Raw genomic sequence first — 18,488 nt, 5'->3', positions numbered from 1 at the left:
AATAATGAGTGAAACAGAATTTACCCCGATTTTGTTGGGGAGTGATTTTAATTGTTATGGAATGGCACGCTCACTTTATGAAAAGTATGGTAAACCAGTGAAGGCGTATGCCGAAATTCAGTTAGCGCCGACACGGTTCACTAAGATCGTTGATTTAGAGCTGATTCCAGGCTTTAGTGAAGATCCAGCATGGATCCAAGCAATGTTAAAATTAAAAGAACGTTATGCTAATCATCCAGAACCCGTCATCTTAATTGGGTGTGGGGATGGTTATGCTGAATTGATCTCGAAGCATAAAAAAGAGTTAGAAGATGTGTTCGTTTGTCCGTACGTAGATTATGATTTGATTCGGCAATTGAACAGTAAGGAAAATTTTTACAAGACCTGTGATAAGTATGACCTGCCCTACCCAAAGACTAAGATCATCAGCAAGGATATGTATGAAGACGCTGAGCCAATCGAGCAACCATTTGGCTATCCAGTCGCTTTGAAACCGACGAACAGTGTGGAATGGCTCGATGTGCACTTCGAGGGACGCAAAAAGGCGTTTACGATCAAGTCTGAAAAGGAATTTAATGAAATCGTTGGCAAGATTTATGATAATGGGTACCAATCTGATTTGATCTTGCAGGACTTCATTCCGGGTGACGACAGTAATATGCGGGTCTTGAATGCCTATGTGGATAAGAACCACCATGTTAAGATGATGTGTTTAGGTCATCCGTTATTAGAAGATTGTGCACCATCTGCGATCGGCAATTACGTTGCGATTATTCCAGAGTACAACCAGGTCATCTATGATCAAATTAAAACGTTTTTAGAAAAGATTGGTTTTACTGGGTACGCTAATTTTGATATGAAATACGACGTGCGGGATGGTTCGTTCAAGTTATTTGAAATTAATCTGCGGCAAGGGCGGAGTAGTTTCTTTGTTACCTTGAATGGCTATAATTTAGCGGATTGGGTCGTCCAAGACTACGCCTTTGACTCCCTCGATACTAAGCCAACCGTCTATGCGAATGATGATCCTGAAAAATATTACCTCTGGTTAGGGGTCAGTGTTTCAGTTTTCAAGCAATACGCCAAGGACAATGTTGAAAAGCATGCCGCGCTGAAACTGATTGATAAGCATCAATACGGCACGACATTCTGGTATTCCAAGGACCGCAATTTAAAACGGTGGGCATTGATGAAGTGGATGTTCCACAATTATAGTAAGAATTTTGCGAAGTACTTTGCAATTAATAAGGGGTAGTTCGAATGAAGCACTTTTTTTCGATTATCGGGGGAATGGGGACCGAAGCGACTGAAAGTTATATCCACCTTTTGAATCAACGGACACCGGCCCATCGCGATCAAGACTATTTAAATTATATCTTGGTTAACCATGCGACGGTCCCAGATCGGACTGAGTACATTTTGGACCATACCAAACCCAGTCCGCTCCCTGATTTAATTGAAGATATTAAACAACAATCACAGTTGCATCCCGCCTTTTTTACGTTACCCTGTAATACGGCGCACTACTTTTTTGATGAGTTACAGTCGCAAACGGACGTGCCAATTTTACACATGCCCCGTGAAGCGGTAAAGGAGATCAAAAATAAGTATCCAGCTGTTAAGCGTGTCGGATTGATTGCCACTAACGGAACGCTACATGACGGGGTTTATGACCATGAAATCAAGGCGGCCGGTTTAACAGTCGTGAAGCCTACTGATGAGATCAGAAATGAGACCATGAACCTGATCTATCATGACATCAAGGAAAACGGGACGGTCAATGAGGAGCGTTATCACCATATTTTAGATCGAATGGTCAACGAATTAAAAAGTGACATCGTCATCCTGGGCTGTACCGAGTTATCTGTTGCTGAAGAACGGGCTGGTAACCATTCCTATCCCGTAATGGATGCGCAATCAGTATTAGTAGATCGCACGATCGCACTAGCTGAACAGTATCGAAAAGCAAAATAAAAAGATCCCAAAAGTTGAAATAACTTTTGGGATCTTTTTTTACCTTAGTGCAAGTGATTGGGCAATGATTGCCGCTAAAATAGTGCAAGATAATCCAAGTGTATCCAAGCGCGTTAGGACTTGTGATTCTAATTTTTGATAACTCCGTTCGATCACTGCGACTGAGATAATGCAAAGCACGTCACTAATGATAACGGAAATCGCACTATGGTGAAAGATCCGAATGCTAATCACGAATTGACTACTGATGATCAAAAAATAAAAGATCCTGGACCAAATCAGCGATTGAATAATTCGTTTTGCATAGTCGCGAGTGAAACCAGTGATGAGTGAAATAATCAATAATCCCCATAGCACAAAGTTCAATGTGACCCACATCGAGATGGCCCCCTTTAAAATTAAATTATATTCTCATTTTAGCATACTTAAATTTAAGAATTATTAAAGGATGCGTGCAAAATAATAATATAAGTGTTATATTGTTACTGTATTCTAATTAAAAATTAATTTTTGAGGTGATTGTTTATGACAAGAAAGATCGGTGTAATCGGAAGTGGGCACGTTGGTTCAACGGTTGCCCATTACATAGTTTCAGCAGGATTTGCGGATGAATTGGTGATGATCGACACCAATGAAGCCAAGGTCGTCTCAGATGCAGTTGATTTAAGAGATGCAATGCCTAATTTACCATTCCATACAAATATTACGGTTAATGATTATTCAGCATTAAAGGATGCCGACGTAGTGATCTCAGCAATGGGGAAGGTTAGCTTACAAAGTAGTGAATCTTCAGACCGATTTGCTGAATTACCATTTACCAGTGCTCAGGTAAAAGAAGTTGCTGAAAACCTTAAAGAATCTGGTTTTAACGGGGTGTTAGTTGATATTTCTAACCCTTGTGATGTAATTACTTCATTCTATCAAAAATACACTGGCTTACCAAAGAATCAAGTGATCGGGACTGGAACTTTATTGGATTCAGCACGAATGTTACGTGAAGTCAGTGAACAATTACACGTTGACCCCCATTCAGTTCATGGTTACAACTTAGGGGAACACGGTAATTCTCAATTTACTGCTTGGTCGACCGTAACCGTTTTTGATAAGCCAATCACAGAATTAGCTGCTGAAAACGGCCTAGATCTAGATGCTTTAGATGATGGTGCTCGTAAGGGTGGTTTCGAAGTCTTCAAGGGGAAGCAATACACTAATTACGGGGTGGCCACTGCCGCAGTTAAATTAGCCAATGCTGTTTTATCCAATTCATTGAGCGTGTTACCAGTTTCTAACTATCAACCTGATTTAGACGTTTACTTATCATATCCAGCCGTTGTTGGTCGGAAGGGTGTTGTAAAACGAGTTGAATTAGACTTAACTCCTGAAGAACAAGCCAAGTTACAAAAATCAGCTGACTTTATCAAGGGGAACGTAAAGAAGTATAGCTAAAAATAAAAAGTCATTACCATTTAGGTAGTGACTTTTTATTTTGAATGTGTTACAATATTTTATTGTAATGCGGGTATAGTTTAGTGGTAAAATATGAGCTTCCCAAGCTTAGGTCGCGAGTTCGATTCTCGTTACCCGCTTTATCGAATCTTCGATAAATCAATCAATGATAAAAGAGTAGTAGGGACTTATGAATATGTAGCGATTTCGGGATGGTGCGAGCCGAATTATCCATGGTCTTGAAGGCGTGCTTTTTAGATTTTAAATTTTGAATATTAAGCGGATAATCATATCAATTAGAGTGGTACCGCGGATTATAAAACCATCCGTCTCTTGCAAATTTTATTTGCAAGGGACTTTTTAATTTTTCAGGAGGAAATGACATGGATAAATACAAACAACAAGTTGCTGCGTTGATTAGTTCTGCACTTGATGCTGAATCTGGCTTAGACCAAGAAACCGTATTACAAAAAATCGAACGGCCCAAGGACTCCAAGATGGGGGACCTTGCCTTTCCTACCTTTACATTGGCGAAGGTCTTACGCAAGGCACCGCAAATGATTGCCAATGACCTAGTTGATAAGATCGATGCAACTGGTTTTGAAAAGGTCGTTGCAATGGGACCATATGTTAACTTTTTCCTGAGCAAGCCTGAATTTAGTCGTGATGTTTTAACGACCGTTCTATCCCAAAAAGCAGATTACGGTCAAAATCAAGATGGTAAAAATGGGAACGTGCCAATTGATATGTCATCACCAAACATTGCCAAGCCCATTTCAATGGGGCACTTGCGTTCAACTGTAATTGGAAACGCCGTTGCCAACATTTTAGCTAAGAACGGCTACCACCCAATCAAGGATAACCATTTAGGTGATTGGGGGACCCAATTTGGGAAGTTGATCACCGCTTATCTGAAGTGGGGGAACGAAGAAGACGTTAAACGCGATCCAATCAACTACTTAGTGAAATACTACGTTAAATTCCATAAGGAAGACGTTGAACACCCAGAATTAGACGATGAAGCTCGGGAATGGTTCAGTAAGCTAGAACATGGTGATAAGCAAGCCACTGAACTATGGAAGTGGTTCCGCTCCGTATCATTGGAAGCCTTCAACCAAATTTACGCTAAATTAGGTGTTACGTTTGATACCTATAATGGGGAAGCATTTTACAATGACAAGATGCCAGAAGTGATTCAAATGTTAAAAGATAAGCATCTTTTAAAGGAATCACAGGGGGCGCAAATCGTTGACTTGAGCAAGTATAACTTAAACCCTGCCTTGATCTTAAAGAGCGATGGGGCTTCACTATACATTACCCGTGATATTACGACTGCAATTTACCGTGATCGTGAATACCATCCCGCAATGAACCTCTACGTGGTTGGTTCAGAACAAACTTATTACTTCAAGCAACTAAAGGCCGTCCTAGAAGAAATGGGTGTGCCTTCTGCTAAGGACTTACACCACATTCCATTTGGCTTGATCACTGTGAACGGTAAGAAGCTCTCAACGCGTTCTGGGCGGATCATCCTATTGGACGAAGTATTGAATGATTCGATTGCATTGGCTAAGCAACAAATCGAAGAGAAAAATCCAGATCTTAAGAACAAGGATACAGTGGCTCAAGAAGTTGGTGTGGGAGCCATTATCTTTGGTGACTTGAAGAACGATAAGATGGATAGTATCGACTTTGTGCTAGAAGATCAACTAAGATTTGAAGGGGAAACAGGTCCATACGTTCAATATTCCAGAGTGCGGGCAGAAAGTATTTTAAGACGGGTTCCAGAATTCAATGCAGACAGTAGCAGCCGTGACTTAGACGATCCTGAATCATGGGAGATCATCAAATTATTGAATGACTTCCCAATGATCGTTAAGGACGCATGTGCTGACTTTGAACCATCAGTAATTGCGAAGTATTCCTTACGCTTAGCAAAGGCATTCAATAAATATTACGCCCATACTCGCATCCTTGATGATAAGCAAATGCTAAATGCCCGTTTATCATTAGTTAAGAGTGTCTCAATCGTATTGAAGGAATCATTAAGACTATTAGGTGTTAAGTCACCCGATGAAATGTAATTTATTAAAAATCTGTCATTTTATAATGGCAGATTTTTTGGTTTAAATCGTTAAAATTATTACCAAAATCATATCAAATATCTTAATTATGGTACAATTAAGGTTAATATTTGAAGGGGGCGAAATGCCTTTAATGAAACAGAATCAATCTAGTTCGGTGGGGGAATTCACACACACCTACTGGCAAAAATTTAGAAAAGTGCAAAAGTATATTTGGCATCGTTATCATATTAATCGTTGGATTATTATGGTCGTAATGGGAATTATTTTTTCGATGAGCACCTATTTAACGTTCGTTGCCAAAACAATGGACGTTCAAAATCTTAATTCATCGTTAAAACGTTCAACTGTTATCTACGATGTTAGTAATAAAAAGGCTGGGGAGTTATACTCTCAAAAGGGAACCTACGTTGGAATGAAAAACATTTCGCAAAACGTTCCAGATGCGATCCTATCTACTGAAGATCGGCATTTCTATAGTGAACATGGTTTTTCAGTTAGCGGGTTTGGCCGTGCCGGCCTCTTGTGGTTGAAAAATAAAGTTTTAGGGCATGATTACATTAGTGGTGGGGGAAGTACGATCACCCAACAACTAGTGAAGAACGCCTATCTATCACAAGAACAAACCTTTTCTCGAAAGTTGAAGGAACTGTTTATTTCGATTCAGGTTGAAAACGTCTATTCTAAAAATCAAATTTTAACGATGTACATGAATAATGCCTACTTTGGTAATGGCGTCTATGGGGTCAGCGATGCCGCAGAGCGTTACTTTGGGACATCGGTCAAGAACCTACCAGTTCAAGATGCAGCGGTGCTAGCAGGGATGTTGACGAATCCGAGTGGTTATAATCCGATTGATCACCCTAGATTAGCTTTACAACGTCGGAATACCGTCTTGGACTTAATGGTCGAAAATGGCAAACTGACTAGGGCGGCAGCTGCTAGGTACAAGGCGCAACCAATTGAAGTTAAGGATAATTATACCTATAAGGATAGTTATCGTTATCCTTATTACTTTGATGCAGTTATCAATGAAGCGATTAGTAAGTACGGGCTGAGTGAAGCTGATATTATGAACCGTGGATATAAAATTTATACTAACTTGAACCAAAGTCAGCAAACTGCAATGCAAAATAACTTTAATGATCCTAGCATGTTCCCGAACAATGCTGCTGATGGAACCAAGGTCCAAGCGGCTTCGATCTCTGTCAATCCACAAACTGGGGGCGTAAATGCAGTGGTGGGTGGTCGTGGTAAACACGTTTTTAGGGGTTATAATCGTGCTACCCAGATGAAACGTCAACCTGGTTCGACCATGAAGCCACTTGCGGTCTATACTCCAGCGTTGGAGAATGGCTATAATTTTGACTCAGAACTAGTCAACGCAAAGAAGTCGTATGGTAAAAATAAATATACCCCACAAAATTATGACGACCAATATACTGGGAAGGTCCCAATGTATGAAGCATTGGCCCAAAGTATGAATGCGCCTGCAGTTTGGTTATTAAACAAGATCGGGATTCAAAGTGGTTATGAATCGGTAAAGAAATTTGGAATTCCGCTTTCTAATAGTGATAAGAACCTTTCATTAGCACTAGGTGGACTTTCAACTGGGGTTTCTCCCCAACAAATGGCTGGTGCATATACAGCGTTTGCCAATGATGGGGTAGCTACCAAACCTTACTATATTCGTAAAATCGTTGATGCCTCTGGGAACGTGGTGATTGATAATACTGCGCAACAAAAGGGGACGCGGGTGATGTCTGCGACGACCGCTAAAAATATGACTAGTATGATGCTAGGCGTTTTTGATAACGGAACCGGAGTCGATGCAAAGCCATATGGCTATCAAGTGGCCGGAAAAACTGGTAGTACAGAGGCCGATTCGACAGCCGATGCTGATGCAACTCGTGATAAGTGGATCATTGGTTATACGCCGAATGCGGTGGTCGCTACTTGGGAAGGCTTTGATGATACCAATAGCAATCATCATCTTGAAAACCTTAGTGGAACTGGAATTGGGCCTCTATTTAAGAGTGAAATGACCTCAATCATTCCGACTACTAAGCAGACTCAATTTGACGTTAAGGATGCCCAAACGATTATTGATGAACGAAACAGTAGTAATAACAGTAGTAGTAGTTCTAACATTTGGGATAATGTTAAGAATGGCAGCAATAGCATTGGTAAGAACATTGAAAGTGGTTTTGATAAAGTGAAAAAACAAACTAGTAAATGGTTCAATGATGCTAAACAATTCCTTGGTGGCAAGTAAAATTACGGACTAAAAAAGTCCTACTGAATATTAAATTCAGTAGGACTTTTTTTGGTTAATTATTTTTTGCTACTTGATGAATCGGAGCTTTCTGAAGTGATGTAACTAGCTAGAATATCCTTTAATTGGTTATCCTTGATGTCAACGTTACCGTTTCTAAGTACTTTCGCAACGATGTTGTGTAATACAGTACTATCTGACATTTCTGAAGTTACGATTTGATCCTTCAATTCGCTAACGTGATCCTTGTAACTCCCCTTAGCAGGGTGGTTAACCATTTGAATTACTTGGTAACCATATTGAGTCTTAACAGGGGTAGTAGTGTAGTCACCCTTCTTTTCAAGCTTATATGCTGCCTTCTTGAATGCGGAGTCAACAGATGATGAAGTGTTATCAAATGCTGGTAGCCGTCCACCCTTGTTCTTAGTGGAAGTATCAGTAGAGTACTTCTTAGCTAAGGTAGCGAAACTAGTGCCGCTCTTAAGTTGGCTAATTACAGTTTCAGCGGTTGACTTCTTAGCAACTAAGATCGTGTTAACAGTAATCTTAGGTTGGTAACTCTTGAATTGCTTTTGAAGTGCTGAATCGGAGAAATTAGTGTTAGCCCGAACTGCTTGTTCTAACAAGAGGTTATCTCTAATTTGGCCCTTGAAAGTTGAATTAGTAAGTCCTTGTTGTTGAAGAACTGCACTAAATTGTGATCCATATTGGGACTTGTATTGATTAAATAGCTTGTTAACCTGTGAATCTTTAACCTTGCTACCATAGTTTTTTTCAAGTACCTTGTTCAAAATCATTTGTTGAAGGACTTGTTTACCATTAGAAGTTTCCTTCAAGCTACTGTAGTATTGGCTTTGAGTAATCTTACCACCATTAGTAGTTGCAACAGCGGAACTACCACAGGCTGCTAAGGTTAAACTCAAAAATACTCCGGCTACTCCAACTAGCCATTTTTTCATAAAAAAAACACATCCATTCGTACAAAATTAATATAAGTATTGATATTCAACATGTTCCAATATAACACAATTCGGATTTCATCGACACATGCAAAATTGACCTTAAACAAAAATTAAATGAAACGACTATTTTAACTTTTTGATCGTTTGATTGATGATATCGAGGTGGGGTTGAATTTCAAATGAATATTCGCTGATGATAGTTTGAACGTCATTAATTGTTTTTTGACTTCTGGTTAATTCAGCTTTGAATTTATTCAACGCATCCGTGAATTGAGCGCGGTCATGATTAAATTTTTGGGCTTGCTCAGTTTTTTGAATTGCAAAATTTTTAACATTCGTAAAGAATTGTTGAGGTGATTCACGGTTTGCCACTAAATAGACCACCAGCGCACCAGCTGAAACACCGACTAACTTGGCTAATCCCTTCATGCTTATTCCTCCACTTGTTCCTTAATTGCATGTGCAATTTCATTATATTTAGCGTCATCGTATTGCCCAGAATTATCCGCAAAGTCCATGCTGAAGCCGTCCTTATTTGAATATCTAGGAATTAAATGAAAATGGGAGTGAAATACGGATTGGTAGGCCACTTCACCATTGTTGTTGACGATATTCATCCCTTTGATATCAGGGTTGAATTTACGGATTCCACGGGCGATCTTAGGGATGCGGGCAAAGACCTGGCTGGCAAAGTCAGCATCATATTCATAGATGTTTGGAACGTGCTTTTTAGGAATCACTAACGTGTGGCCAGGAGTGGCTTGTGAGATGTCTAAAAACGCTTTGATAACGTCGTCTTCATAAACAGTGTAGCTGGGGATATCCCCGTTGATAATTTTACAAAAGATACAATCAGTCATATTAATTACCTACCTTATTATTTATTAAGTTAATTATACACTATCCAAAAATGCTTTTGAAAATAAAGGGTCATCTTTTCATTATGCTATAATATAGTTAAACCAAAAATAGAGGAGGAATTGAATTGTCCTTAGAGGTAAAAAACGTAATTGGGGGCTATTCACAAGTTCCCGTATTAAAGGATGTTTCATTTGACGTTCAAGACGGTGAACTAGTGGGATTGATTGGGCTCAACGGAGCTGGAAAGTCCACTACGATCAACCACATTATCGGGTTATTAACCCCATTTTCAGGGTCGATCGAGATTAACGGGTATCAAATTACCAACAATAATGAAAAGTATAAACAACAGCTCGCCTACATTCCAGAAATTCCGGTGTTATATAACGAATTAACGCTGCGTGAACACATTGAAATGACGATCATGGCGTATTCACTTGACCATGATCAGGCGTGGGAAAAGGCCCACCAGCTATTAAAAACGTTTCGACTCGATAACAAACTGGAATGGTTCCCCGTTGACTTTTCCAAGGGGATGAAGCAAAAGGTGATGATCGTTTGTGCGTTTATGACCGATGCCAAGATGTTCGTGATCGACGAACCATTCTTAGGGCTTGATCCGCTGGCAGTTAACGATTTATTGGCGTTGATTAAAGATCGTAAAAAACAGGGCTGCAGTATTTTAATGTCAACGCACGTTTTAGACACTGCCGAACGCTTTTGTGATCGCTTTGTATTGATCAACGATGGTCAAATTAAGATTGAAGGGGACCTAGCTAAAATCAAGGAAGCATTCCCGAATGCGGGCGATTCTTTGAACAACATCTATCTTGCGCTAGCCAAGGGTGAGGCGTAATGAGCGATTTATTTAAACAACGTTTAGCCCACCATCTAGGTGAAATGGCCAAGTATATGCGTTATGTATTCAATGACTTTTTTGTGATTGCACTGATGTTTTTGATCGGGGGGCTGGGACTATCATATTCGAACCTCTTGAAGCAATTGCACCCTGGGCTTTGGTGGTCAGGAATCGTTATTTTATTAGTGACCCTAATGGGCCAAGTTTTTAGTCACCTCGCAACGCTGATCGAACCAGCTGATCGGGTTTTCTTAATTCCACGGGAAGCCGAGATGGTCAATTATTTAAAATCAGCACGTAATTATAGTATTTTAATGGCGTTGCTCCCCCAATTAGCAATTTGGTTCGTGTTATTACCATTTATGCGGGTAACGATGAATTGGAGTTTGTTCGATCTGGTGGGGGTTTTATTGACGATGGTCTTCTTGAAGAGTGCCGACATTGATGGAGCTTTGAATCAAGCTTACTACCACCAATCGCATCTGCGACTTAAGTGGCTGCTAAACGTGGTTGCACTAGGGATTACAGTTTTAATTCCCGCTTTAGGGATGCTGATCAGCGCTTTATATCTGGTTATGACAGCTGCTAAACAACGGCACCTTGCTAATAAATCGCTTGATTGGCGTTATTTAATCGAAATGGAAGATACGCGAATGCTTGCGCTTTACAAGTTCTTCAACCTCTTTACCGACGTTCCAAACATTCAAGGGACGACTAAACGGCGCCGCTACCTTGATTTCTTGATCAATAGAATCAAAGTGACGCCCAAGAACGTTTATTTATACCTTTACGGGCGCTCAATCGTCAGAAATGGTGAATATAGTGGCTTACACATTAGGTTAACGGTGATTGGCGCAATCCTATTAGTTGGGGTTGGTGGGACCTACCTCCCAATTTTAATTGGGTTGTTGTTCCTGTACTTGATCGGTTTTCAATTAATTCCATTTTATTTTCACTTTGCTAACAATGTGTTCACCCACGTCTATCCAGTTGCTCCCCAGCTCCAAATTGCCAGTTTTAAAAGGATTATTTCAATCTTATTGCTGGTTTCAGCCGTTATTTTCTCGATCATGACCTTGATTGGAAGTCATTCAATCGTCACAGCTGGGCTTAGCTTGATTTTAAATCTTGCTGAGGTTTGGGCGCTCACGAATCAATTGATCACTAATAAAATTAACAAGAAGTTAAACTAAAGGAGTTTCAAATGCGAGTAAGACATAAATCATGGGCCAAGCCCTACATCGAATCTAAACCTGAACTAATCGTTACCAATGCCGAAGAATGGGTGGGAAAATGGAACCAACGCTTTACAAAGCAACAACCGATCCACTTAGAAATCGGGATTGGGAAGGGGCAATTCATCATTGAAATGGCCAAACGCAATCCCGAAATCAATTTCATCGGAATCGAACTACAAGAGTCAGTAATTGCGGTCGCCTTGCGGAAGTTAGTCGAAGAGGGTCTGACCAACGTTCAATTAGTGGAAACCGACGGCGCTTTGGTCAATACGCTGTTCAAGGCGGGAGAAATTGATAAGATGTACCTTAACTTTTCTGACCCCTGGCCTAAAAAGCGGCATGCCAAGCGCAGATTGACCTCACCTGATTTCTTAGCTAGCTATCGAGACGTATTAAAAGCTGGTCATCAACTTGAATTTAAGACTGATAATCGGGGACTGTTTGAATATTCATTGATTTCGTTCAATCAGTTTGGGACCAACTTTGAGTTTGTATCTTTAGATCTACACAATAGTCCTGAACAGGCTGAAAACGTTGAAACTGAATACGAAGCTAAGTTTAGTCAAAACGGCCCAATCTATAAAATTGTGATAACGTTTAAAACTGCTTAATTGGGTGTATATCTGTTTTATAAAGATCGATGATTTGACCTCGTTGATTGGCAGTAAATTGATATTCAATAATTGTTTGATGATCTAAGATGTTGATCCCACCGAGGTAATAATTTTCGGTAATTAATTGATATTCGGGCCGTAACCATGTTCCATAGATCTTTTGAAGCGCAAACTGGCGGTGGAGTTGTTGATAGATTCTTTTTTCAATTTTAGCGTGCACGCCTGCTTTGATAAATCCTAAAGCTGCAACAGCAATAATGCTGAGCCCCATTTTCATTTTCGTTCTATTTTTCAATAATTACACCTGATTTCTATTGAATTTGACGCTATACTATTATTATAATCAAAACAGAATAATTTGCTTGTGATTTAAGTTATAATTATTAGCATGGATTTAAAGGGAGGAATAACCATGGAAGAATTACAACCAATGAACTTATCAGAACTAAAGCAAAAGATTGCCAACGGTAAGTACATGCTTTTTTTCACCGCTAGTTGGTGTCCTGACTGTACTGTTATTAAACCAGCAATGCCTGAAATTGTTGCCAATCACCCCGAATACACTTTTCTTTCAGTTGATCGAGATGATAACATTGATTTAGCTGCTGAATTAAATATTTTTGGCATTCCCAGCTTCGTTGCCTTTGAAAACGGTGAAGAAGTGGGCAGATACGTTAATAAGGAACGCAAGACGCAAGCGCAAGTCGAAAACTTTATCGGCTCTTTAAACTAATTTTAGAAGGAATGATACAAAAGTGATAGCAAGTTATAATCCATCCCAAATGGGGGATGTTTTAGTTGTAATAATGCACCCAGATGTTGAAGACCAAGTCGTTGAACATAAAGGTGATGTTTTCAAAGTCTCAGCAGCAGAATCTGGACAAACTTTGGGATTTAACTTTTTTGCAGCGAGTCAGATTTTACCAGCGTTAAAGGATCAAAACGGACAAGTAACTATGACCGCAGATGACGTTGCTAAATTGAACGTTGTTCTAAAGGATGCTGGTTTTACAGATCAACTAGTCGTTGATGAAGAGCCTAAATTCGTGGTGGGGTACGTAAAGACGGTTACTGACCATCCTAAGTCGACCCACCTTAAAATCACTGAAACTGAGGTCCAAGATGGCAAGACCCTTCAAATTGTCAGCGGTTCTCCGAACATGCAAGCAGACATCAAAGTTGTGGTTGCAGAAGTCGGGACGATGATGCCAAGTGGCTTGATAATTTGGCCTGGTGAATTAAAGGGCGTTACAAGCGATGGGATGATCTGTTCTGGAAGGGAACTTAGGTTGCCGAACGCGCCTCAAAAACCTGGGGCGTTGATCTTACCTGATGATTACCAAGTTGGCACTAAATTTGATTTTATAAAAGCACAAAATCTATTTGAATAAGGAGTTGGTCACTCCTTATTTTTACATAATCTAATAATTTAACGTAAATTAAGGGTGAATAAAATGAATCACTATGATGGACCAGCGTTTTATAGACGCTTTTTACAAAAACCAAAATCAAATGATAATCAAGATAGTTATTCTAACAATAAGATGACTAGGGGCAATCGAAAAGATATCCGAGGCACGGGTGACTCTAGTAGTGGGAATTTTAGAACTAATGGTGAGAACATGATTTCTAAAATGACAAATGCCTTTACGCCAAAGGGCAATTATGCGAAAAGAGTCGTTGGTGATGAATATTTAAACGAGTCTAAGCTGGGCCGTTACTATCTGAAAATAATTCAGCAATTAGATAAGCAGGATTTTGATTGTATTTTATTTGACGATGGGTTGGATACACGTGCCAATTCGGATCTAATTCAATTTGGCGCTGTTGATGAACATCCAGAAAGTGTTGCTGCTGAGCAATTTTCAGATGATTTCACTAGCGATGCTAGTGAAAATGTCAGTGGGTTTGAATCAGCAGCCAGCAGTCATTATGCTAATCCGACAAGTGATGAGGAATACTATCAACGCTTACAAAATGAGCAATCCGATGCAGATAAGGGGATCCAGTCTGCTTCTGATGTAGCGCCGTCTTCTAAAGCATCGCATCATTTTGAACCTGATTCTCAATCAGTTGAGGTTGGTGATAACGATGCCGATGAAATGAATGATTCCGTTGATCGAAGTAAAAGTAGTAGCGAAGCAACCCCGCAGGATAAGACGCAGCGTTCTGAATCGGCATTTGTTGATACCAAACAGTCCGCTAATTCTAAAACCCCTAAGCGTGGGTTAGGGCATCCGCTTTCTGCGATCTTAAATAATGAACAAGATGCCCAAAAAGATGTGGAATTTTTCAAAGATGGTTTGAAAGAAGTGAAAGCAGCCCAGGAAGATGAACACCCTAAGGCTATCGCACGACCATCGGATGTAAAAACACTGCAACCAACACCTGATGATGAGCCGACTGACGAACCAGCAAATAATAATGATAGTGATAAATCTGGCCATGAACTATTAAGCAGCGGGACTGAATACGAGCATGGTTATCAGTTCCCGCGCTTTAGCATGTTAAATGAACCGCACTTCCAAGATGATGATGATTTGGATGATTGGATCATCAAACAATCAGAAATTTTAGATCGAACTTTACATGCATTTCACGTTAACGCTGAAGTTGTTGATTGGACCAATGGGCCGACCGTTACCCAGTTCCAAGTGAAGTTAGCGTTGGGGGTTAAGGTTAGTAAAATTACTAATCTAAACGATGACTTAAAACTAGCGCTAGCCGCCAAGGACATCCGAATTGAAGCCCCAATCCCTGGGCGGACGACGGTGGGGGTCGAAATTCCAAATCCCAAGCCGCGCCCAGTAATGCTATCAGAAGTTTTAGATGATCAATCATTTAAAAATGCACAATCACCGTTGACGATTGCTTTGGGGGTCGATCTAACTGGAAAGCCACAGGTAACCGATATTTCAAAAATGCCCCATGGGTTAATTGCCGGTGCCACTGGTTCAGGGAAGAGTGTGTTCATCAACAGCCTATTGGTATCGCTGCTTTATAAAGCGACCCCAGCGCAACTGCGGTTATTATTGATTGATCCAAAGGCGGTCGAACTAGCCCCTTATAATAAGCTTCCACACCTCTTGGCCCCAGTAATATCAGAACCAAATGAGGCTTCCGCTGCTTTGAAGTGGGCTGTCAAGGAGATGGATGAACGTTATGAAAAGCTAGCCGCTGGTGGTGCTAGGAATATTGAGCAGTTCAATACCAAGGCTGATGAAAATAATCAACCTGAATTGAAAATGCCATACATTGTGATCATCATTGATGAGTTGGCTGACTTAATGATGGTGGCATCAACTGAGGTGCAGGATTACATCGTTAGAATCACCCAAAAGGCTCGGGCAGCGGGAATTCATTTGATCGTTGCCACACAACGGCCAAGTGTTGATATTGTTACGGGGACCATTAAGAACAACATTCCAACTCGAATTGCGTTCATGGTTTCAAGTCAAGTTGACTCTAGAACGATTATTGATACTGCGGGTGCGGAACGTCTTTTGGGACGTGGTGACATGCTCTATTTAGGCAATGGAAAGAGTCAGCCGTTGCGGATTCAAGGAACGTTCGTTACCAATGAAGAAATTGAGCGCATCACTGCTGCGGTTAGGACCCAAGGGACGCCTAAGTATGCGTTTAATCCGAAGTCGTTGTTGAAAAAGGTCAATATGGTTCAGCAACAAGATGAACTAATGCCTGAAGTATTGGCTTATATTGCAAAGGAAAATACGGTTTCCACTTCGAAATTACAACGGGTCTTTTCAATTGGCTATAACCGTGCAGCCACTTTGATCGATGATTTAGAACAACAGAATTATATTTCTGGTCAACATGGTTCTAAGCCACGTGAAGTATATCTTACTGAAGATGACTATAAAAAATTAAATCTTTAATAATAATTAGTAGCTATTCAGGGGGATTCTGCTAATATAAAAGAGTGCCAGAATAGGTAGGGGGAAATAAAGTTGGATAAGAATACAATTTACCATTTTGTTGGGATTAAAGGAACTGGGATGAGTGCGATGGCTTTGATCTTACATGATCAGGGTTATCAAGTTCAGGGTTCTGATATTGACCAATATACTTTTACGCAACGGGGATTGGAACAAGCAGGGATCGATATTTTACCATTTGATCCTGATAATATTCATGAAGGACTCACCATCGTTGCTGGAAATGCATTTAAAGATGATCATCCAGAAATTGCGAAGGCCCGTGAAATGGGTTTAAGGATTTATCGCTATCATGAACTACTTGGTGAAATGATCAATGGCTATACTAGCATTGGAATCGCTGGTGCCCATGGTAAGACCAGTACAACTGGTTTATTAGCCCATGTTTTGAGTGGGATTTCTGCTACTGATTACCTAATTGGTGACGGTAGTGGGAAGGGTGTGCCAGATGCTAGATTCTTTGTTTATGAAGCTGATGAATATCGTCGTCATTTCCTAGCCACTAGCCCAGATTACGCAATTATGACTAACATTGATTTTGATCATCCCGATTACTATACTGGAATCGATGATGTATTCGATGCTTTTCAAACTTTTGCTAATCAGGTTAAGAAGGGAATCTTTATTTGGGGTGATGACCAAAACCTACGGAAATTAACTGCTAACGTGCCGATTTACTCTTATGGGACTAATAAGGATGATGATTTTAGAGCCGTAAATATTAAACGGACAACTGAGGGATCAACTTTTGATGTCATTCACAATGACAAGGAACTAGGTAACTTTAAGATTCCACTGTTTGGTGAACATAACATCTTGAACTCACTTGCAGTCATTGCGGTTTCATACTTTGAAGATGTTAATTTGGCTGAAATTAGAAACGAGCTTTTAACTTTCAAGGGGGTTAAAAGACGGTTTGCACAGCGCAAGGTCTCAGACATGGTCATTATTGATGATTATGCGCACCACCCATCGGAAATCAATGCCACTTTGGATGCTGCTAGACAAGAATACCCTAATAAAGAAATTGTTGCGGTTTTCCAACCCCACACTTTTAGTCGGACGATTGCCTATTTAGATGACTTTGCTAAGAGCTTGAATAAGGCGGATAAAGTCTACGTTACTAAAATCTATGGTTCACCACGTGAAAAAACGGGGAATGTTTCGAGTCAAGATTTAGTTAATAAAATCACTAAGGACGGTGGATTGATTCAAGCTGAAAACCTATCACCACTGCTCGATTATAAAAATGCCGTAATCATCTTTATGGGGGCTGGTGATATTCAAAAGTATGAAAAAATTTATGAAAATTTGTTAAATGATTTACGGCCAAACGTAAATTAATGGTTAAAATGATTTATGATTACCAATTAGTTTGGTATAATTGTCTAAATAGTTTATATAGATGTAATTTATAGAAAAGAGGGATTTCCTTGAATAATTTTGATCAACCAACAGATAGAAGAGCTGTTAACAACGCCGTCGGGGTCAATTCATTTTTTGCCCGTGTTTACGGTTGGATGGGTTCTTCGATTTTAATTTCAGCATTGGTTGCATTCTTAGTAGTTAAAAATGGGATTTCGATGTCTGGTGGTGCCGCACTAGTACTAATGTTAGTTTGGGCGTTTATCCCATTCTTCATTCAACACGCAGCGATGCGTAATGCCGGGTTAGGCTTGGCGTTATTGTTTATTTATTCGGCAATGACCGGGTTCGTATTCTCGAACATCTTGATGGTCTACACGAGTACATCGATCGTAGCAGCATTCGTTTCGAGTGCGAGCCTATTCATTACGATGAGTGTGTATGGATTTATCACGAAGAAGAGTTTAGCTAAGATGGGCACGATCTTGACGGCGGCATTGATCGCCATCATCGTGGCGATGTTGATTAACATGTTCTTACACATCGGGATGTTATCACTTATCATCTCAATCGTTTCAGTGGTGATCTTTACCGGATTGACTGCTTACGATACGCAAATGCTAAAGCAATTCTATAACCAAAATGGTGATAGTAGCTCCGCTACTGGAATTGCTATTGGTGGAGCATTGATGCTTTACTTGAATTTCATTAACTTGTTCTTGAGCTTATTACAAATCTTTGGAGCAGGCGGTAATAACCGTAACTAATCATTACTAAAAAGAAGGGACTTTCGATGATAATATCGAAGGTCTCTTTTTTAAATCGCTTTGAATTGTTATATAATGTTATAAGGA

The 18,488-nt window shown here is 40.0% G+C and carries 18 protein-coding genes and 1 tRNA gene; 14 read left to right on the top strand and 5 right to left on the bottom strand.

Going from position 1 to position 18,488, the window contains the following annotated elements:
- Nucleotides 1-4 precede the first annotated feature (4 nt).
- Both ACSVI6_RS05180 and ACSVI6_RS05175 read left to right on the top strand, forming a co-directional pair.
- The gene (locus ACSVI6_RS05180) at nt 5-1,255 is read left to right on the top strand and encodes a carboxylate--amine ligase (RefSeq protein ID WP_491716406.1); all 1,251 of its coding nucleotides are present in this window, start codon (nt 5-7) and stop codon (nt 1,253-1,255) included.
- A 5-nt stretch (nt 1,256-1,260) separates the two neighbouring features.
- Nucleotides 1,261-1,974 carry an aspartate/glutamate racemase family protein gene (locus ACSVI6_RS05175; RefSeq protein WP_491716405.1) on the top strand — a complete coding sequence of 238 codons (714 nt, stop codon included), beginning with the start codon at nt 1,261-1,263 and terminating at the stop codon, nt 1,972-1,974.
- Nucleotides 1,975-2,013: 39 nt separating this feature from the next.
- On the opposite strand, the gene ACSVI6_RS05170 is transcribed toward ACSVI6_RS05175, so the two are convergent.
- Nucleotides 2,014-2,352, bottom strand: a complete 339-nt coding sequence (locus ACSVI6_RS05170; protein WP_491716404.1) for a DUF1516 family protein — start codon at nt 2,350-2,352, stop codon at nt 2,014-2,016.
- Nucleotides 2,353-2,499: 147 nt separating this feature from the next.
- Between ACSVI6_RS05170 and ACSVI6_RS05165 the strand changes: the two genes are divergently transcribed.
- The 4 genes from ACSVI6_RS05165 (at nt 2,500) to ACSVI6_RS05150 (ending at nt 7,779) form a co-directional block, all read left to right on the top strand.
- On the top strand, nt 2,500-3,420 hold the full coding sequence (locus ACSVI6_RS05165; protein WP_491716403.1) for an L-lactate dehydrogenase: 921 nt from the start codon (nt 2,500-2,502) through the stop codon (nt 3,418-3,420).
- 69 nt (nt 3,421-3,489) lie between these two features.
- Nucleotides 3,490-3,560 (top strand) — tRNA-Gly (locus tag ACSVI6_RS05160).
- A gap of 243 nt (nt 3,561-3,803) precedes the next feature.
- A complete protein-coding gene (gene argS / locus ACSVI6_RS05155; RefSeq protein ID WP_491720591.1) occupies nt 3,804-5,504 on the top strand; it encodes an arginine--tRNA ligase in 1,701 nt (566 codons plus the stop codon).
- A 133-nt stretch (nt 5,505-5,637) separates the two neighbouring features.
- Nucleotides 5,638-7,779, top strand: coding sequence for a transglycosylase domain-containing protein (locus ACSVI6_RS05150; protein WP_491720590.1), 2,142 nt, complete (start codon nt 5,638-5,640; stop codon nt 7,777-7,779).
- A gap of 59 nt (nt 7,780-7,838) precedes the next feature.
- On the opposite strand, the gene ACSVI6_RS05145 is transcribed toward ACSVI6_RS05150, so the two are convergent.
- The 3 genes from ACSVI6_RS05145 to ACSVI6_RS05135 all read right to left on the bottom strand — a co-directional run bounded on the left by ACSVI6_RS05145 (nt 7,839) and on the right by ACSVI6_RS05135 (nt 9,601).
- Complete coding sequence (locus ACSVI6_RS05145; RefSeq protein WP_491716400.1) at nt 7,839-8,738, bottom strand: peptidylprolyl isomerase PrsA; 900 nt, start codon at nt 8,736-8,738, stop codon at nt 7,839-7,841.
- 126 nt (nt 8,739-8,864) lie between these two features.
- A complete protein-coding gene (locus ACSVI6_RS05140; protein WP_491720589.1) occupies nt 8,865-9,170 on the bottom strand; it encodes a hypothetical protein in 306 nt (101 codons plus the stop codon).
- Nucleotides 9,171-9,172: 2 nt separating this feature from the next.
- Nucleotides 9,173-9,601, bottom strand: a complete 429-nt coding sequence (locus ACSVI6_RS05135) for an HIT family protein (protein ID WP_491720588.1) — start codon at nt 9,599-9,601, stop codon at nt 9,173-9,175.
- A gap of 125 nt (nt 9,602-9,726) precedes the next feature.
- Here ACSVI6_RS05135 and ACSVI6_RS05130 point away from each other — a divergent pair, with 125 nt between their 5' ends.
- From ACSVI6_RS05130 to trmB, 3 genes are read left to right on the top strand one after another with little or no spacing between them, the layout of a single operon-like run.
- Entirely contained in the window at nt 9,727-10,458 is a 732-nt protein-coding gene (locus ACSVI6_RS05130; protein WP_491720587.1) for an ABC transporter ATP-binding protein, read from the top strand.
- A complete protein-coding gene (locus tag ACSVI6_RS05125; RefSeq protein WP_491720586.1) occupies nt 10,458-11,654 on the top strand; it encodes an ABC transporter permease in 1,197 nt (398 codons plus the stop codon). Before ACSVI6_RS05130 ends, ACSVI6_RS05125 begins: the two co-directional genes overlap by 1 nt.
- A gap of 11 nt (nt 11,655-11,665) precedes the next feature.
- Entirely contained in the window at nt 11,666-12,310 is a 645-nt protein-coding gene (gene trmB / locus ACSVI6_RS05120) for a tRNA (guanosine(46)-N7)-methyltransferase TrmB (RefSeq protein WP_491716395.1), read from the top strand.
- Here trmB and ACSVI6_RS05115 read toward each other — a convergent pair.
- Nucleotides 12,297-12,608, bottom strand: coding sequence for a hypothetical protein (locus ACSVI6_RS05115; protein WP_491716394.1), 312 nt, complete (start codon nt 12,606-12,608; stop codon nt 12,297-12,299). The two genes, trmB and ACSVI6_RS05115, sit on opposite strands and share 14 nt — an antisense overlap.
- A gap of 117 nt (nt 12,609-12,725) precedes the next feature.
- Between ACSVI6_RS05115 and ACSVI6_RS05110 the strand changes: the two genes are divergently transcribed.
- The 5 genes from ACSVI6_RS05110 (at nt 12,726) to ACSVI6_RS05090 (ending at nt 18,401) form a co-directional block, all read left to right on the top strand.
- Nucleotides 12,726-13,046 carry a thioredoxin family protein gene (locus ACSVI6_RS05110; protein ID WP_491716393.1) on the top strand — a complete coding sequence of 107 codons (321 nt, stop codon included), beginning with the start codon at nt 12,726-12,728 and terminating at the stop codon, nt 13,044-13,046.
- A gap of 22 nt (nt 13,047-13,068) precedes the next feature.
- Nucleotides 13,069-13,704 carry a YtpR family tRNA-binding protein gene (ytpR, locus tag ACSVI6_RS05105; RefSeq protein ID WP_491720585.1) on the top strand — a complete coding sequence of 212 codons (636 nt, stop codon included), beginning with the start codon at nt 13,069-13,071 and terminating at the stop codon, nt 13,702-13,704.
- 63 nt (nt 13,705-13,767) lie between these two features.
- Nucleotides 13,768-16,209, top strand: coding sequence for a DNA translocase FtsK (locus tag ACSVI6_RS05100; RefSeq protein WP_491720584.1), 2,442 nt, complete (start codon nt 13,768-13,770; stop codon nt 16,207-16,209).
- A gap of 72 nt (nt 16,210-16,281) precedes the next feature.
- On the top strand, nt 16,282-17,613 hold the full coding sequence (gene murC, locus ACSVI6_RS05095) for a UDP-N-acetylmuramate--L-alanine ligase (protein WP_491716390.1): 1,332 nt from the start codon (nt 16,282-16,284) through the stop codon (nt 17,611-17,613).
- A gap of 89 nt (nt 17,614-17,702) precedes the next feature.
- Nucleotides 17,703-18,401, top strand: coding sequence for a Bax inhibitor-1/YccA family protein (locus tag ACSVI6_RS05090; protein ID WP_491719579.1), 699 nt, complete (start codon nt 17,703-17,705; stop codon nt 18,399-18,401).
- The last annotated feature ends 87 nt before the right edge of the window (nt 18,402-18,488 follow it).

It is taken from the genome of Nicoliella sp. ESL1106, assembly GCF_058509965.1.
The sequence above is the reverse complement of the archived record's forward strand: the minus strand, read 5'-3'. Positions and strand labels throughout refer to the sequence as shown.

Coding starts and splice junctions, on each gene's coding strand:
- ACSVI6_RS05150 (WP_491720590.1), top strand. CDS start 5,638: ATGAAACAGAATCAATCTAGTTCGGTGGGGGAATTCACACACACCTAC.
- ACSVI6_RS05140 (WP_491720589.1), bottom strand. CDS start 9,170: ATGAAGGGATTAGCCAAGTTAGTCGGTGTTTCAGCTGGTGCGCTGGTG.
- ACSVI6_RS05125 (WP_491720586.1), top strand. CDS start 10,458: ATGAGCGATTTATTTAAACAACGTTTAGCCCACCATCTAGGTGAAATG.
- argS (WP_491720591.1), top strand. CDS start 3,804: ATGGATAAATACAAACAACAAGTTGCTGCGTTGATTAGTTCTGCACTT.
- ACSVI6_RS05170 (WP_491716404.1), bottom strand. CDS start 2,352: ATGTGGGTCACATTGAACTTTGTGCTATGGGGATTATTGATTATTTCA.
- ACSVI6_RS05100 (WP_491720584.1), top strand. CDS start 13,768: ATGAATCACTATGATGGACCAGCGTTTTATAGACGCTTTTTACAAAAA.
- ACSVI6_RS05175 (WP_491716405.1), top strand. CDS start 1,261: ATGAAGCACTTTTTTTCGATTATCGGGGGAATGGGGACCGAAGCGACT.
- ACSVI6_RS05135 (WP_491720588.1), bottom strand. CDS start 9,601: ATGACTGATTGTATCTTTTGTAAAATTATCAACGGGGATATCCCCAGC.
- ACSVI6_RS05145 (WP_491716400.1), bottom strand. CDS start 8,738: ATGAAAAAATGGCTAGTTGGAGTAGCCGGAGTATTTTTGAGTTTAACC.
- trmB (WP_491716395.1), top strand. CDS start 11,666: ATGCGAGTAAGACATAAATCATGGGCCAAGCCCTACATCGAATCTAAA.
- ACSVI6_RS05110 (WP_491716393.1), top strand. CDS start 12,726: ATGGAAGAATTACAACCAATGAACTTATCAGAACTAAAGCAAAAGATT.
- ACSVI6_RS05180 (WP_491716406.1), top strand. CDS start 5: ATGAGTGAAACAGAATTTACCCCGATTTTGTTGGGGAGTGATTTTAAT.
- ACSVI6_RS05165 (WP_491716403.1), top strand. CDS start 2,500: ATGACAAGAAAGATCGGTGTAATCGGAAGTGGGCACGTTGGTTCAACG.